The sequence below is a fragment of the Anaerocolumna jejuensis DSM 15929 genome, from assembly GCF_900142215.1.
In the GTDB taxonomy this organism is placed as follows: domain Bacteria; phylum Bacillota; class Clostridia; order Lachnospirales; family Lachnospiraceae; genus Anaerocolumna; species Anaerocolumna jejuensis.
The window spans coordinates 441,723-458,234 of record NZ_FRAC01000006.1; the positions used below are offsets into that span (position 1 = coordinate 441,723).

The following is a 16,512-nucleotide window of genomic DNA, read 5'->3' on the forward strand; positions in this document are numbered from 1 at the left end:
TTTCATCACCCTTCCAGATTTGTACATAGACCTACCGTTTTCAGTCACTCCAAATCTGTTTTTTACAATACGAATGAAAGGATAAACGTTAAAAAAAGCTCACGCTTTTACATTGAGCTTAGACTGCAACATATCCCATTTCGTGCAACTGGCTGTCATATCTGCGTACAGATTTAGACCCTAAGCTTTGCGTCCTCATCTTTCAATGAGTTTGCCTATATAAATATAGGTCTATTGTACTATACAGCCTTTCTATTTGCAAATTAAATCATGCACCAAAATATTACATAATACACCAGTTTACTTCCTTTGTCTGCCGCTCCCGGCTCAAGTTTAAGAGGACCAATGCCTATCTGCAATTTGATAGATGGGATCATCCTTTCGTATGCAATCCACTAAAACCTGGATCATCAGCTCATCAATCTCAGGGTCATCCTTGATCCGGTCAAGGATTTCAAAAGCTGTACGTCGCAGCGGCTCGGGAGTTGACAGCCCTGTAAACTTCATAGCAAATCCCTTGGCATCAATCTCAGGCTGCCGGGCAGCATAAGCCAGCAGACTGGCCGCCGTGGAAGCTTCTTCATAGTCATCATCATATGCCAGCATCAGCAGTCCCTCTTCATTTAATTGTATTTTGGGATAAAGTGCCAGGCAGCCTGCCTCCCGGCAGGTTGGATACCGGATGGCGGCATCAGCATACTCCAGAGACCATGAGGGAGGAAGTTTAACAGGATGCTCTGCCGCCGTTTGAAGAGGCTTTATCAGTTCTCCTGCCACCTGATGATCAAAGAGCTTTTGCTGCTTTGGGGACAATAGCTCCGCTGCAGCGGTCTCGCTTCCGTCGGGCCAGACTATATACGGAACTCCCTTCCGCCAAATGCGGTCTGGCTGGGCGAGGGTCAGGCAAGGCACCTTCGCACCTTCCAGCGCACAGGCACAGGTTCTGTGATGACCGTCCAGCAGCACACTCATATAACCATAAATATAATAAGCTAGGACGGGCGGAAGCTTCTTTCCAGCCCTGATACTTTCCCTGTAATAATCAACACGCTCCGGATCGTATTTCTGAGCCGGCTGGGATGGATAAAGAAAACAGGGAAAGCAAGGCAGTACACGATAGTTTTCAGAATCATAGAGTTCTGCCGTTGCTCCGAATGCAGTCAGCTCTTCCGGCACCTCCCAAAAGAAACGGCCATCTCCGTCAGTGGGAAAATATTCTGAATACGACAGGATATATAAACCTGGATAGAGCAGCCCAAGGATTGGCTGCAGGCCCTTCAAGGCATCGTCAAGTTCTGTATATGGCCGGCACAATGCTTTTAAAGCATTCGCAATTTCACTGGAATCCTCCGGCAGTCCATACCCGGCAGCCAGCAAGCTCTCGCAGGTCGGACATCCGCTGGACTGTGTCCTGACAAGGGGCGTATCATTCAGCATCAATGCAGAGCAAAAATCTTCATAAGGCGGCTCGTCCTTACTTTGCTCAAACCGGACCATGCGCAGATTACCGGTACTGTTTTCAACAGAAAACAGCAAATGCTCTGAGGGAAATCCGGGCATATTACCTTTATGTAATGTAATGGAATTGACTTTAGTTTTATGGAACAATATGCTTCCACCTCCTGCTTCGGATTAAAATAATCCTGCTTTCTTTAATTTATCTCCGCTTCACTTTATCTCTTACTATCAATCAGTATACCATACGTTTATACTAAAAACTATTAACTGGTTTTCCTAACCCTGATATTTGTTTAGTATATGCCTATATTAAAAGCCTGCCGTTTTGAGGTTTTATAGGCCCGTACAACCGCTGGCTGTGCCGCGGGCGGCGCTGGAAATACACAGCCCATGTATGTCATCATTTACAACGGGAAAAGATATGTGTATAATAATCATGCGGTCAGAAAGGAAAGGTTTCATATTAAATAGTTTCAATTGCTTCCGACCCAGTAAAATTTATATGCACTTATTGCTATTATAGTAGCTTATACCGATTATAGAAAGAGGTTCCTAAATGAATAAGAAACCCAAAGGTCATTTAATAAGAACAGTCATGCCGGATTCCATTGGGGAAGAAATGGGAATAGAACCCGGAGACTATCTTATTGCTATTAATGACGAAGAAATAGATGATGTCTTCGATTACCAGTACCTGATCAAAGATGAATATATAGAAACTCTTATCCGGAAAAGCAACGGGGAAGAATGGATTCTGGAAATAGATAAGGAATACGACGAGGATTTGGGCATAGATTTTGAGAACAGCCTTATGAGTGATTACCGCTCCTGTCATAACAAATGCATTTTCTGTTTTATTGACCAAATGCCGAAAGGAATGCGTGAGACCCTGTATTTCAAGGACGATGATTCCAGACTGTCGTTTCTTCAGGGCAATTATATCACCCTGACCAATATGTCTGAAAAGGATATCAATAGGATAGTCCGCTTTAATCTTGCTCCCATTAACATATCCGTACAGACGACCAATCCCGAATTGCGCTGCAAGATGCTTCATAACCGTTTTGCCGGACAAGCCCTGAAAAGTCTCGACAAATTGTATGAAGGCCGAATCGAAATGAACGGACAGATTGTTTTATGCAAAAATGTCAACGATGGCACAGAGCTTGAAAGGTCCATAAACGACCTATCCAAATACCTTCCCTTTATGAGAAGTGTTTCCGTAGTTCCCGCCGGAATTACGAAATACCGGGATGGGCTGTATCCTCTTGCTTTATATAGTAAGGAGGAGGCAGGAGAGGTTATAGACCTGATTGAGAGTCATCAGCAGGAATATTATGATAATTTCGGGCTTCATTTCATACATGCAAGTGATGAATTTTACATTACTGCCGAACGTGAATTTCCGGAGGAAGAACGCTATGATGGTTATATACAGCTAGAAAACGGCGTAGGCATGATGAGACTGTTCATAAATGAATTTCATGAAGCCTTAAAGAATCTTTTGGAGTCAAAAGAATATAATGATTTAAAATTATCTGTACAAAGAAACATTACCGTTGCTACCGGAAAGCTGGCATATAAAACCCTCCGCTCCTTTTCAGAGGAAATCATGCAGGCATTTCCCAATATAAAGATTAATGTAGTATGTATCAGGAACGATTTCTTTGGTGAAACGATAACCGTAGCCGGACTGATTACAGGACAGGATTTAATAAAGCAGCTTAAAGAGCTTAAGGAGAAGGGAACCGATTTAGGAGACAGCCTTCTTATTCCCTCAAGCATGCTAAGAACCGGAGAAAATGTATTTCTTGATGATATTACCGCTGAGGAAGTGGTGAAAGAACTTAAAATAGAGCTTGTACCCATTGAATCCGGCGGCAAGGATTTTCTATATTCTGTCTTGAATAAAGACCACCGGATGATGAGAAATAACGAAAACTTTGTTTATGTTAAAGCATATGAAGAATAAGCGGTAAAATCCTTTATGGATTCTTCGGAATAATTTTTAATTCTGGTTTTTATAATTTTATATTCTTGATTAGCTCAGTAATTTAGTTTGTGTAAGCTTTGTTTTCACAAACTATAATATCCACGTTTGTTTATAGTTTCGTGTAACTCATTTTACAGAGTTTCTCATTTTGGACTTAATGATAATATACAAAAATCCATGAAATGCAGTCAAGGCAAAGGTTCCAGCCTTGATAGCGCTTCATGGATTTTATTTTATCCTTATTAAATTCCAAGCAAGAAGCCCTGCCCTTATTATTTATTCCTTACTAAGCATTCCAAAGAGTATGGACATCCCCTTTGAATAAGGATAAGAATAATTATTTCGGTTTCTCATATTTAATAAAGTCTGCTATACGGTCATGTAATTCTATAAACGGCTTTTCCTTCAACCTGTCGCCGGTTAATCTGTCCTCTATGTCCAACTTTATATTATCATTTGTATATCCATCAATTAGTGTCATTATACCTGCAATCAATTCATAAGTCGTATTGTATAGAAGATTTTCTATGTCGTCGCCATCTTTATATTGGCACATTGCTATTTGAACAGTCTCTTCCTGTTCTGAAGCAATCGCATTTAAAATTGTTTTTTGAAATTGATTCAATTCGGACATAGGACACTCTCCTTTCGTTTTATATTTCCGAATAGCACACTCCTACTGTTCCCGGCCCGCAATATACTCCGACAATGGCACTGATCTGTCCGATGAGGTATACATTCTTAATACTGGGATTTTCGCGCAGTTTATCGCAGATTTTACGTGCATCCTCTTCCACATTTCCATGAATGACATAAGCATCGCAGGTCTTCTTACTTACAAATTTCTCACCTAATTCTATCAAACGGTTCAGCGATTTCACTCTTCCCCTGATTTTTTCACAGGTATAGCACTGCCCGAATTCTTCATCAAAGCTTACAATCGGCTTAATATCAAGAATATTTCCGATGGTACCGGATATTTTTCCTATTCTTCCGCCCTTTATGGCATACTCCAAAGTTCCGAATACAAAGTACATGTGAACCTTCTTTTTCATTTCAGGAATAGCCTTTTTAAGCTTCTCAAAACTCATTCCCTCCTTAAGCAGTTCACCGCATTTTTTTACTATAATACCCTGGCATACGGAAGTGGATTTTGTATCATAGACAAAAGTATTGATTGCAGGATATTGCCTGCTGATAAATTCTACGGCATTGACTGTTCCTGATATACCGCTTGAAATATTTATGGAAATGACATGGGTATAATTTTCTGCTTCCAGTTTCTTATATAAATTTTCAATGTCCTCCATGGAAGGCTGGGAGGATTTTGGAATTTCCGTTTTCATATTAGCATAAACTTCCTGAGGCGTAATTTCGATTCCATCCGTATATTCATGCTCCTTATAAATAATCTTAAAGGGCAGAACATGGATATTATATTTTCTAAGGGTCTCCTCGTCGATATCACAGGCAGAATCCGTAATTAATGCTATCTTTTCCATTTATCATTTTCCTCCTTATAACGAAAGCAACCTGATCAATTTCTCGGGTTTCTTCTTGCATTTATGTGAATTTCCCCCGGCTTGAAGTAAAAGGAATACTCACAGAGCCATTCCCGCCTGCCGGAGAAATTTCATGATATTAAACGGATTAATAATCATACTATTTATCATAACACGTGTTGTGATAACAATATTATTATATCCGGTTATTATAACCAGATTACCACGTTTTTGATATCAAATCAATACGCTATTGATTTAACATAAAGCAAAAAATTAAGAAGTCACCTCATAAGAAAAATAAATGAAAAATAAAAGAAAATATAGGAATCCTAATTTAAATCTAAAAATCACTACCAACTATGAAGGTAAAGCCGGTAGTGACTGCACTTTTACCATATTTAATTTTTCTTCTTAGAACCCTTCACTGCATTTATACCATATAAGTTAATTGAATGTGAATATATCTAAGCTCAAACTAAGCTTTCATTCCTGTCAAAGAAATTCCTTCGATTAAATATTTCTGGCCAATCAGATAGATAAGAATACAGGGTGCAACAACGATAGTGGAAGCAGCCATCAGCAGGTTCCATTTTGTGGCATAATCTCCACGAAACTGCAGAAGCCCGACTGCTAAGGTAAACTTTTCTTTTGAATTCAGATATATAATCGGACCAAAAAAGTCGTTCCAGTTCCCTAAGAACGTAAACAAAGCCACCACGATCATAGCTGATTTCGACAGAGGAAGAATAATCTGCAGGAATACCCTGAGCTTCCCTGCCCCATCAATTTCCGCAGCTTCATCCAGATCATTGGGAATAGCCAAAAAGAACTGTTTTAGCAGGAATATGTTAAAGGCTCCTCCCCCAAGGAAAGCCGGCAGTATTAAAGGTACATAGGTATCCACCATCTGGAGATTCCTCCAGATTAAAAACTGCGGTACAATGGTTACTGCTCCTGGCAGCATCATCGTAGTCAGAATCATTCCGAAGCAAAAATCTCTTCCTTTCCACTTAACCCTTGAAAAAGCATAAGCTGCCATGGAAGAGGTCAATAAAGTACCAAATATATTCGCAGCTACAATCATTACTGTATTAAGTGCATATCTTGTGAAAGGTGCAGAATTCCATGCATTGATGTAATTGCTCCAAAGCATTTTCTTTGGCCAGAAAATAAACGGATCCATCACGTAGATATCCGTATTCTTCATAAAAGAAGACCGTACCATCCAATAAAGTGGAATGACACAGACAAAAGACAATATACCAATCAGGAGGTAGAATAATGTTCTTTTTATGTAGTAAGCAGTATTTTTTCTGATAACCATTATTGATCTCCTCCTTCGTTATATACCCATTTATTTGACGTTCTGAAGATAACCAAAGTCGCCAGCAATACCACAATGAACAGAATCCATGCCATCGCTGAGGCTTTTCCCATATCCATATACTTAAATGCCTGCCGCCACAGATTAAAAACATAGAACATTGAAGCGTTGTTGGGACCGCCTTCTGTTATGATATAGGCTGCCCCAAAAACCTGCAGAGCGCCAATGATACCCATTACAAGATTAAAGAAAAGCGTTGATGAAACCATGGGAAGGGTTACACTCCAGAATTTGTGCCAGGCATTACCACCATCAATCTCCAACGCTTCATAATAAACTCTCGGAACGTTTTGAAGACCCGCTAAAAAGATGACCTGGGTAGATCCGGTACTCCATATTCCCATAAATACAATGGAAGGAAGCACACTTCCCTTACCCCAGAAAAATTTACTTTCAGGCAAATGCAGAAAATCCAAAATCACATTGAACAGCCCAAAATCAGGATTCATAAGCAATACCCATACAAAGCTTGAGGCAACAGCCGGCAAAATACATGGCAGGTAAAACAAAGAGCGGAAAAATGCCCTGCCGGCCATATCACGGTTTAATAATAATGCAATAGCAAAGGAAAAAAGCAAATTGGCAGGGACTGCCATAACGGTATAAAGCAGGGTTGCCTTTACAGATAACCAGAACGTTGCATCCGTCCCATTAAAAAGCGAAATGTAATTTTTAAAACCGGACCAGACAGGTTTACTTATAATATTATAATCACAGAAGCTGTAATAGCCACTTAACAGCATTGGAACCAGATTCAAAAACAGAAAACCTAAAACAGCCGGCAAGGCAAATGTCCATCCGACGAAATTGGATTTTGTTTTCGCATTGAGTAATTTTTTTTCTTTATAGCTCACCAGAAATTCTCCTTTCATCCATTCTATGGATGCCTTGAATATTAAAAATCATTATCAGACTTTATAAATACAGAGCTTTATGGAAAATGCGAAGAGGAGAAGCTCTTCGCATTTTCTGAATCAGTTTCATTCCCTTATCAGGAATATAAAGTCTACTTTCCCAAGTAACCCTTAACCTCAGCATTTGCCTGATCCTTTATTGAAGCAATCGCATCCGCAGCCGTCATTTCACCGGACCACAGCAAGTCCAAGGCCGGGCTGATAATATCATTAATTTTATTAAAGTTCTTAATAGTAGCGACTACCGGCCTTTCAGCGGTGCCGTCCATCATCGGAGCAACGATGGATTCAAAATAGTTTTTCGGATGTTTATCGGTGATAAACGATTTGATATATTCATCCGTATATTCGTTTGCAGTGGTAGGAAGCCATAAACCTGATTTATATAAAGGGTCACAGGAGCCTTTGGAAAGTATGTATTTTTCGAATTCCCAGGCTGCATCTGCTTTATCCGTATTCATAATACTGATGCCGCTAAAGGTCATTGTTGTTTTAGCCTTATCTCCCATCTTCGGGAGTGCGGCTACATTATAAGCTACTCCATCCGCCATCAAAGCGGCATTCATCCACTGACCGTCAAAAGTCATTGCAACCTTATTGGTAGTAAGCGCTTCGGAAGCACCAGGCATGGTTTCGCTGGCCGTTGGAGTGGGTGCAACATGATATTTAAAGGTTAAATCCGCTAACTTCTGCAATGCATCAATTCCCTGCTCCGTTGCGTATCCGATTGAGGTACCGTCTTCATTTAAGTAATCTCCGCCCAATGAATAAAGGAATGGCATATATCCTGCCCACCACTTGCTGATGGTAACCCCGTAGGTTTCAATGTTTTTAGGATCAAAGTCCGGGTCAAGGGCATTCCTGCCTTTTTTATCGATAGTTAACCGCTGGGCAACATTTACAAAAGTATCCCAGTCCCACGCATCCTTATAGCTGGCTGGTGGTTCTTCTATTCCATACTTTTGGAATAAAGAAGGATTATAGAACATCGTAATATTTTCCGAACCGGATGCATATCCTGCCATATAGTCGCTGGTGAGCATGTATTTAAACTGATCCAGCATACAGTTCTTATCAAAATCTGTATCCTTATTTATAAAGTCCAGCATATTAAGTACGATGCCTTCTTCTGCATAGGGGTACATCAGGGTTCCAGCTTCCATCTCACATATTTCAGGTGCATCATTTCCGGCAACCATCGTTGTTATTTTGGTATCATATTCATCCGGTATATTCATAACAGTTACATGAATCTTTGACTGGGATTTATTAAATTGTTCGGCAATCTCTTCATAAACTTCCAAGGTATTGCCGCCATCCCATTCTGCAAAACGGATCTCCGTAACCTCCTCACTGCCTCCCCCGGCAGCATTGCTGCCTTCAGCCTTATTACCGGTATCCTTGCTGTCGGTTACCTTCGATTTGCCTGAACAAGCAGTCGCACTAAAAACCATGATTGCTATTAATAATACACTTACAAGTCGCCTTGTTTTCATAAAAATCTCCTTTCAGTTTCCCTGTTATGCTAATGAGACGTCTTATTAACCCGGTAATTAAAGCTTACCATAGCACTTGCAGATCTTCTATATGAGGATTCTCATATAATAGTACAATTCAAAGGTATTTATTCTTTCTTTAATTCTGGCAGGGAATTGTCAGATATAAAGTGGTTCCGATACCTGGTTCCGATTGTAAATCAATAGAATAATTCTCCCCATAGATAAGGGATAACCGCCGGCGTACATTCGATAAGCCGATGCCACTCTCCTGCATTTGGGTGACCTCCCCAAAATCCGTGATTTTCATGCCCTTACCATTATCAGAAACAGTAAAAACAATAAAATCTCCCAGCTTTTCCGCACTCAGCCTTAAGATTCCTCCCCCGGACATGCCTTCAAACCCATGCAGTATGGAATTCTCCACAATTGGCTGCAGAAAAAATTTAGGTACCTTAAATACCATAAGCTCATCAGGAATGCCTATTATGGTTTCAAAAACTCCCTCAAAACGTCTGGACATTATATTAATATAATTGAGCGTCCATTGTACTTCATCAGACAGCGGTATTTTTTCATCTGTATTTCTGAAAGAATAATGAAGCATCTCAGATAAACTGACGATTAAATCCGAGGTCAGAGAATCATCATTTATAATAGCCATCATATTAATGGTGTTTAGTGTATTGTATAAGAAATGAGGATTGATCTGCATGGTCAGCGCCATAATCTGGGTATCCTTTTCCCGCAGGGATATTTTATAATTCTCGTCTATCAGCCTGGTAATCTCCTTTTCCATGTGATTAAATGTCCGGGTAAGGATTTTAAAATCTTTGCCTCTTGGCTCCGGTGTATCTGCTCTGAAATCTCCGGTGGAGACACGTTCTGCTGCCTTTGTGAGTGCCGCTATCGGCCTGCTGATGGTTGATGACAGGAGTGCCGCAATGAGTACGGAAGCAGCCAGCAGAACCATCGTTATCCATCTCTGGGAATTCTGCATCAGTTCCTTTGTAGTCCGGATTACTTCTGTCATAGGTATAAGACAGAAGGAAAACCAGTTACGCTCTTCCATGTCATCGTAACATAACAAGTATTCCACGTGATTTATCCAACAGGAGGTATATCCGGAGGAAGCTTTTAATTTAAGTATCTGTTCCGGCACCAAGGATGTGATGGGAAACAGCTTATTATCCGATGAGATAATTCTCCCCTCTTCATTCACTACCCCATAGATACTTCCATTATAATTTACACTTGATTTATAAAGGGAAGACAGTGTACTTTCCAAAACATGTACTACTAATACAGGCCGTTCCTGATCATTTTTCATGGCATACAGCTTACCGTTCTGTGAATATTGGAAATTCATCAGTCTGACCATTGTAATTGGATATTGATAATTGTAATTTCTCTTTTTACTTAAGTATTCTGTTTGGAACCACTTTCCATAATCGTAGCTTGTAATCCACAGTACCTGCCCTCCAGACCTGGCAGCTTTTTTATCCAGTTTGAACCCTTGTATTTCTTTAATGGTAGGTTTCATGGATGTATTATTTACATCAAAAATCCATTTTGAGGTATATATGTATTTTGCATAAACTGTATTATTTGCTGCAAACTGCTTTCCCAGTACATCTGATATTACACGGTCCTCCTTTAAAAAATCACTGACCGTAAAGGTGTCTATCTTGGAGAAGCAGTCAAAGCAATCCTTATTATTTAAAAGAAGATAGGATGCGTCCTCGATCCGGCTTAGAGTAGTATTAATCAGGTTATTATTCGTTTTCACAATAGACTGTACATTCTGTGATGCCACATCCACCATATCAGCTTCGTAAGTTTTCATTACCTGGCTGTATATCACAAATGATGGAATAATTGCAAATACAGCCAAAATAATGCCCAGTTTTGTACGAAGACTAAGGTACAGAATCCGTTCCATATGTATTTTTACCATTTTTTATGGGCCTTTCTGTATTGTTCCGGTGAGATACTGTATTCCCGGCGGAACATGCGGTTAAAATAATTACTGTCGTGGAAGCCGCATTGCAAGGCAATCTCCTGTATTTTATCATTGGTATCCATCAACAGCCTGCAGGCAAGCTCCATTCTTAATTTTAGTACATATACGCTGTAAGGCAGTCCTGTTTTCTCTTTTAACTTTCCGGATAAATAATTTGGATGAAAGTGTACATGTTCCGCTACCCTTTGCAAGGATAAATCACTGTCCAAATGTGCTTTTATGTAAGTAATACATTCATCCACAATATCCGGCTGATTGACTTTCTGCCCGGAATACTGTATAGCCTGCCCTAATAAATGCTTTGAAATCTCGAACAGCTGATTGAAGGAGTCACATTCCGCATACATTTTATAGGATTGGTTTAATAATTGGTCAAATTGTTCCTGCGAGATTTTATTTTCTAATTCTTTCAGAAGCAAGACGATTATAGAAGATACCCTATGCTTAATTTTATTGGGATAGCACCTTGATTCTTTTATTAATGCGGTTTTCATATCCTCTACCATATTGTTCATTTGATTAGCATCGGAATTATGAATAGCCCGATGCAGCTGGTTTTCATAAGAAGACATGGATTTTGCCGGAATATCCATAATGGTATGCATCTTATCAAAAGAAAACACACCGCCCTCCTCCTCGTAAAAATAAAAAGCCAGCATCTCTTCTGCCTGGGCCAGCGCTTCTGATGCGGCTTCTGCCAGACATAACTTTGTATTCGACAGACCTGCCCAGAAAATAATATTATCCTGCTGCAGCTGCTTCAGACAGTATTCTAATTTTTGTGATATTTCCAGGGCTGTTTCTTTCGGAAGCAGCAGTGCTGCCTTATGGACCGATTTATTAAAATCATTTGCCTGAGAAACAAAAAACATATTGGGAAACAAAAATGATATATGCTTCATTAAAGTACTTTGCTGCTGCTCTGATAAAGTGTTGTATACCTTCTGCGAATCCAAAATCCCGGTTTTCCATCGAAGCAATGCCACAGTTCCGAATTCCTGCAATATGCCATATTTTACTTCATTGGTTTTAATTGCCTGCGGATTACCATTAAGAATATCCTGTAAAAGATTATCTTCTTCCTGTTTCTTCGCTTTCATAGCCAAAAGCTGATATTTATTCATACTGCTTTCATTCTCATTTTCCTTTTGAATCTCACTCTGGACCTTTTGTAATACCTTCTGGACCTCCGATGTACGAAATGGTTTAATCAGATACTCAACGACCTTATACTTGATTGCTTTTTGAGCATATTCAAATTCCTGATAGGCACTGATCAGGATTATCTTGGTTCGCGGGCAAGCTTTAGACATCATTTTAATCAGTTCCATTCCCCCCATAACAGGCATACGGATATCCGTCAAGACGATATCAACCGGTTCCTTTATTAAAATATCATAAACCTCTTTCCCGTTGCTGCATGCGATCACCTCAAAAGACGGGCATAGCTTGCGAATAATCTCTTTCAGTACATTCCGCTGCATTGCTTCATCATCTGCGACTATGACTCTTAATTGTACTTCATCAATCATATATCAGTCTCCCTTCTAAATCTCTTTGCTGCTTACGATATATCCCGTCTAACGCAATCCCCGGATACAATAAACTTGACTATTTTATTTGTAAATTTCAACAAATTTTCATAAATATTATATGTATTGAAAAAACGAATAGCAAGTGACAATTGTTGAATGTTATATAATCTGTATTTGTTAGCACATTAAATATAGTAAAAATTTATATATGATAAATCACTGTAAAAATACGGTATATGGAGTTAAATCATCAATATGATAATATCTATTGGATAATCTGAGAATGGAACTGAGATTTCAATCCGAACATATAGAAACGTGAGAAATAATCAGACAGGAAATTGAAATAAAACTGCATAGGCAGATACCAAAAGGAACCGGCTCTGCCTTTTTTAATGCTGTTACATGATAAAGGCTGGTGGAAGTATTATTGTACACTGCCAGGAAACGAAAGCCTTCCATAACATGAAATTTGTTGGGGTACGAACACACCAATAGAGTTTGCTGAAGGTGCGAGAATCAATGAGTTTTGTACAGTTCAAATACTCATCAAATACGTTTTCTGCTAAGCTTTGATAATCCATTCCTTCGCTAATCTAAGCAAAGCTTCCTTGTTATTTTCTGCTTCATTTGCTATTACACAATCCAATAATCTTTGTAATACAGCACCTAATTGCCTTCCTTCTTTATATCCGGCATTTATTAAGTCACTGCCGTTAACATCTAAATCTTTTATTGTAAAACATTGCTCTTCAGATAAAATCTCTTCCAGCAGTCCAAACAATCTATGTTGCTTTTCAAGTCTGGTTTCTCTGTCTAAATCTGATTGTGCTAAAATATCTGCCGTACGAACTTCTAATAACCTTTTAAATTGCTCTTCTCCTATTTTGTTTAGCCATCTTTTAATTGTCTTATGATTATCTTTGATAACTGCATCATGATATAAAATCAATTCCGTTACAGAATTAATAGTATCATTATCAAAACGTAACCTTTTCAATATTTCATTTGCTTTATCTGAACTTATAATTCCATGCTTATAAAAATGTCCACCATTTTCATCTTCCGAATAACAAGCTGGTTTTCCTATATCATGGAAAAGTAACGATAATTTTATTTTCATATCATTTCCAGAGTAGCTGTCAACAGCATGTAAAATATGATGATATACATCATAGATATGGAAAGGGTTATTCTGTTTAAAATCAAAACACGAGTTAAATTCCGGTATGAATTCCGAAATAATCTCTTTACATCTATAAAAATGTTCTGAAATGGATTTATTTGCTTCTAACATTTTCAATAATTCAGCATTAATTCTTTCCTTTGATACGTCCGATATTAATGACTTATTCTCAAGCATTGCGTCAAAGGTTAATTCATCAATTTTAAACTCTAACTGAATTGAAAATCTCATGGCTCTCAATATTCTTAAAGCATCTTCTTGAAATCTGCATGCCGGAGTACCCACACAACGAATTATTTTATTTTGAATATCAAATATTCCATGGAATGGATCAATCAGCCCCATCTCAGGATGGTAAGCCATGGCATTAACCGTAAAATCCCTACGAGACAAATCATCTTCTAAATTCAATGTAAAATCCACATTATCCGGTCTGCGATTATCCGAATATTTACCATCTATTCTGAATGTGGTTATTTCGTATGGTTGATGATTTATCATTATTGTTACAGTTCCATGCTGCAATCCTGTTTCAATTACTCTAAAATTTTTAAATATCTCCATAACTTCACTGGGTTTTGCAGAAGCACAAATATCATAATCATGAGGGCATAAACCTAATATTTTATCTCTGACGCAGCCTCCAACTATGTAGGCTTCGTACCCATTGTTATTTAATAGTTTCAAAATTTCCTTCACTTCTTCTGGTAAATCAAATTTAATATTCACCTCTGACCGCCCTCTCATTTACGCTAATCACAAATTCTTCCACTTTCTTGTAATCTGGATTCGCAGGAAGACTTGTGTTTTCTTTTGCATACTCAAATCTCTTTTCGTACTCATTTAGCAAATCCCAAAACTCCTGTTTCATTGTTCCGGTTTCACTCATAAATTCTCCATTACGAATATTCATAAGTAAATCATGTTCTTTTTCTCTATACGTATTAATTTCTTCCTTTTCGAGGATATCCAAACACATCATATATAATCTAATGAGATGCATACAGTGTTTGTTAAGATGAAACTCATCTTTTTTATTATTTCGTTTACCAATCTTACTGTAATCTCTGACAACGTTATTCATTTCCGACCAGATACTTTTATAATCTCTTAGTGGATAATGACTTAAATTAATATCCATAAAAATTTCGGTATCCATCTCTTCTTGAATTGCTTTATCTGTGTATAATTTAATTGATCCATTTTCAAACTTCTCATATCTTGCTTTTATATCAAACATCATATTATTAATAGTATTTAGAATGTGGGTTTCTCTTTCTGTTTGTGTTAATGTATCTCTGGCAATGGCATTTTGCAGTCTCCTAAGCTGCTGATTGGCATATCCCCCGAAAGAATAGATGGCTCTTTTTGACAAGAATAACTTTTTATTATCAAGTAATTCCTGACCAATAGGAGAAAGAAACAGATACTGTTCTGGCTTAAGTCCCAGCATTTCAATTGTGTTTGGATTTGTATTTAATAATAATTCAATAATCTTATTAAATGCATAGACAGTGGTATCTGTTGCTTCATTTACTCTCTGTTCAAAACTGCTCATTCCAATTAAATCAGATTTACTATTTAATGCTACACCACGAATATCAACATCGCTGGTTTCAATATTAGTTCCATAGGCATATGACCCACCCAGCCCCAGTAAGATAATTTTATCTCCTAAATGCTTATCGGTTTTTAAAAATTGATATTCTTTCGTTTCTAAGAGCATTTTAAAATCCACGATTTTCTCCTTCTGTGCACGATATTATTATATAATAATAATGGAGCTAATAAGTATTGAACATAATTCTTTCATTTTTAAGTTCGTTTTAATCATTCTTCTATTTTCATCATCCAAAGCAAGTCTCTTTAATCTCCATGCCTCTCCTGATTATTAAAACTCTGATCTGCAGAGTCATATGTTTATACTATAAAAACTCTTTTTCATGTGTTTTGAAGAAGTCATAATAAGTACGTACATTCTCCAATTCTGTCCAGCGTCGAATCGTAACAGGGTTTTCATCAAGATTATAGATTCTCGCTCCGCGCATGGAAAGAAGAAATGGTGAATGCGTTGAAATAATAAACTGGCACCCAAAGAATCTGGCCGAGTCCTCAAGAAAGCCCATTAATTCCATTTGTCTCTTTGGTGAAAGGCTATTCTCCGGCTCATCCAATAAATAAAGCCCCTTTTCTCCGATTTTTTCAGTAAAATAAATATATGCACTTTCGCCATTGGAAAACTCACGGACATTGTCCATCAATTCTCCCCGGACAAATCGTGATTGGGTTTTCCGTCTGGAGTTGTTCACCCTTTTCAGCTGATCATAGTCATCCATGGACTTCATCTGAAATTGAGAATATTTCACATCCAGATATTCATCAAATAGATTTTCTCTCTTCTGGTCAATTCCCTCATTCAAATTACGGATGTTCAGCATATAATCAAATACGTCATCACTTGTGATGATCCTGCTGTTCTCCGGTATCTCCTCTTCCTCATTTAACCCGCACAGCTTCACATAATCCGGGAAGAAATTTGATTTATTATAAACGGAATCCCTGCAAATACCCGCCTTTTCTGCAATGACATTGAGGGCCGTAGATTTTCCCGACCCATTCCCTCCATATAAAATAGTTACCGTATCAAAATCCAGCCTGTCCAGGTCATGCTTTGATAAGATCTTGAATGGATAATAAGAGTCATAGCAGGTTCTTTTTATATCCATAAAAAAGTTGAACTCCAAGTCGGCATTCGGAAAGGTAAAGCTCCTTAAGTAAATCATTCTATTCTCCAATCGTACTTCAATATTAAAACTGAATTTTTTCCGTATATCTTCTTGAATATTATTCCATTTTCTTAATTCAGCTATAGCTTTATTAACGCTTTAATTAATTCATCTAAATAAAAATCTTTCATACACCCTTCATTATTAACATTATCCAAAATCACATATCAAAGTATAGATTTTAATTATTTTGACAGCTTCATCTCAACTCAACACCATGCATTAATAGAAT

Annotated in this window: 12 protein-coding genes and 1 riboswitch; of the genes, 1 reads left to right on the forward strand and 11 read right to left on the reverse strand. The window is 38.1% G+C overall.

Annotation, left to right across the window (positions count from 1 at the left end; all coding sequences use genetic code 11):
• Positions 1 to 140 precede the first annotated feature (140 nt).
• Positions 141 to 226, reverse strand: a riboswitch (cyclic di-GMP riboswitch).
• Positions 227 to 333: 107 nt separating this feature from the next.
• Positions 334 to 1,608 (reverse strand): ParB/Srx family N-terminal domain-containing protein, encoded by a 1,275-nt coding sequence (locus BUB77_RS01990; RefSeq protein ID WP_073272399.1) that lies wholly within the window; start codon positions 1,606 to 1,608, stop codon positions 334 to 336.
• Between the two features lie 406 nt (positions 1,609 to 2,014).
• Here BUB77_RS01990 and BUB77_RS01995 point away from each other — a divergent pair, with 406 nt between their 5' ends.
• Positions 2,015 to 3,430 (forward strand): DUF512 domain-containing protein, encoded by a 1,416-nt coding sequence (locus BUB77_RS01995; protein ID WP_073272401.1) that lies wholly within the window; start codon positions 2,015 to 2,017, stop codon positions 3,428 to 3,430.
• Between the two features lie 358 nt (positions 3,431 to 3,788).
• Here the strand turns inward: BUB77_RS01995 and BUB77_RS02000 are convergent, their stop codons facing one another.
• From BUB77_RS02000 to BUB77_RS02045, 10 genes are all read right to left on the reverse strand, one after another.
• Entirely contained in the window at positions 3,789 to 4,085 is a 297-nt protein-coding gene (locus BUB77_RS02000; protein WP_073272402.1) for a hypothetical protein, read from the reverse strand.
• Positions 4,086 to 4,104: 19 nt separating this feature from the next.
• Complete coding sequence (locus BUB77_RS02005; protein ID WP_073272403.1) at positions 4,105 to 4,953, reverse strand: DegV family protein; 849 nt, start codon at positions 4,951 to 4,953, stop codon at positions 4,105 to 4,107.
• A 478-nt stretch (positions 4,954 to 5,431) separates the two neighbouring features.
• Positions 5,432 to 6,280: a carbohydrate ABC transporter permease gene (locus BUB77_RS02010; protein ID WP_073272405.1), complete on the reverse strand. Its 849-nt coding sequence runs from the start codon at positions 6,278 to 6,280 to the stop codon at positions 5,432 to 5,434.
• Positions 6,280 to 7,194, reverse strand: coding sequence for a carbohydrate ABC transporter permease (locus BUB77_RS02015; RefSeq protein WP_242962333.1), 915 nt, complete (start codon positions 7,192 to 7,194; stop codon positions 6,280 to 6,282). Before BUB77_RS02015 ends, BUB77_RS02010 begins: the two co-directional genes overlap by 1 nt.
• A gap of 152 nt (positions 7,195 to 7,346) precedes the next feature.
• Positions 7,347 to 8,750 carry an ABC transporter substrate-binding protein gene (locus tag BUB77_RS02020; RefSeq protein WP_073272409.1) on the reverse strand — a complete coding sequence of 468 codons (1,404 nt, stop codon included), beginning with the start codon at positions 8,748 to 8,750 and terminating at the stop codon, positions 7,347 to 7,349.
• 139 nt (positions 8,751 to 8,889) lie between these two features.
• On the reverse strand, positions 8,890 to 10,707 hold the full coding sequence (locus tag BUB77_RS02025; protein WP_073272411.1) for a sensor histidine kinase: 1,818 nt from the start codon (positions 10,705 to 10,707) through the stop codon (positions 8,890 to 8,892).
• Positions 10,701 to 12,305 (reverse strand): response regulator transcription factor, encoded by a 1,605-nt coding sequence (locus BUB77_RS02030; RefSeq protein ID WP_073272413.1) that lies wholly within the window; start codon positions 12,303 to 12,305, stop codon positions 10,701 to 10,703. Before BUB77_RS02030 ends, BUB77_RS02025 begins: the two co-directional genes overlap by 7 nt.
• 568 nt (positions 12,306 to 12,873) lie before the next feature.
• The gene (locus BUB77_RS02035; RefSeq protein WP_242962336.1) at positions 12,874 to 14,223 is read right to left on the reverse strand and encodes a CCA tRNA nucleotidyltransferase; all 1,350 of its coding nucleotides are present in this window, start codon (positions 14,221 to 14,223) and stop codon (positions 12,874 to 12,876) included.
• Positions 14,213 to 15,235: a DNA polymerase beta superfamily protein gene (locus BUB77_RS02040; RefSeq protein WP_073272416.1), complete on the reverse strand. Its 1,023-nt coding sequence runs from the start codon at positions 15,233 to 15,235 to the stop codon at positions 14,213 to 14,215. Before BUB77_RS02040 ends, BUB77_RS02035 begins: the two co-directional genes overlap by 11 nt.
• Before the next feature lie 184 nt (positions 15,236 to 15,419).
• On the reverse strand, positions 15,420 to 16,277 hold the full coding sequence (locus tag BUB77_RS02045; RefSeq protein ID WP_073272418.1) for an AAA family ATPase: 858 nt from the start codon (positions 16,275 to 16,277) through the stop codon (positions 15,420 to 15,422).
• Between the last annotated feature and the right edge of the window lie 235 nt (positions 16,278 to 16,512).

Coding starts and splice junctions, on each gene's coding strand:
- BUB77_RS01995 (WP_073272401.1), top strand. CDS start 2,015: ATGAATAAGAAACCCAAAGGTCATTTAATAAGAACAGTCATGCCGGAT.
- BUB77_RS02000 (WP_073272402.1), bottom strand. CDS start 4,085: ATGTCCGAATTGAATCAATTTCAAAAAACAATTTTAAATGCGATTGCT.
- BUB77_RS02005 (WP_073272403.1), bottom strand. CDS start 4,953: ATGGAAAAGATAGCATTAATTACGGATTCTGCCTGTGATATCGACGAG.
- BUB77_RS02010 (WP_073272405.1), bottom strand. CDS start 6,280: ATGGTTATCAGAAAAAATACTGCTTACTACATAAAAAGAACATTATTC.
- BUB77_RS02020 (WP_073272409.1), bottom strand. CDS start 8,750: ATGAAAACAAGGCGACTTGTAAGTGTATTATTAATAGCAATCATGGTT.
- BUB77_RS02025 (WP_073272411.1), bottom strand. CDS start 10,707: ATGGTAAAAATACATATGGAACGGATTCTGTACCTTAGTCTTCGTACA.
- BUB77_RS02030 (WP_073272413.1), bottom strand. CDS start 12,305: ATGATTGATGAAGTACAATTAAGAGTCATAGTCGCAGATGATGAAGCA.
- BUB77_RS02045 (WP_073272418.1), bottom strand. CDS start 16,277: ATGATTTACTTAAGGAGCTTTACCTTTCCGAATGCCGACTTGGAGTTC.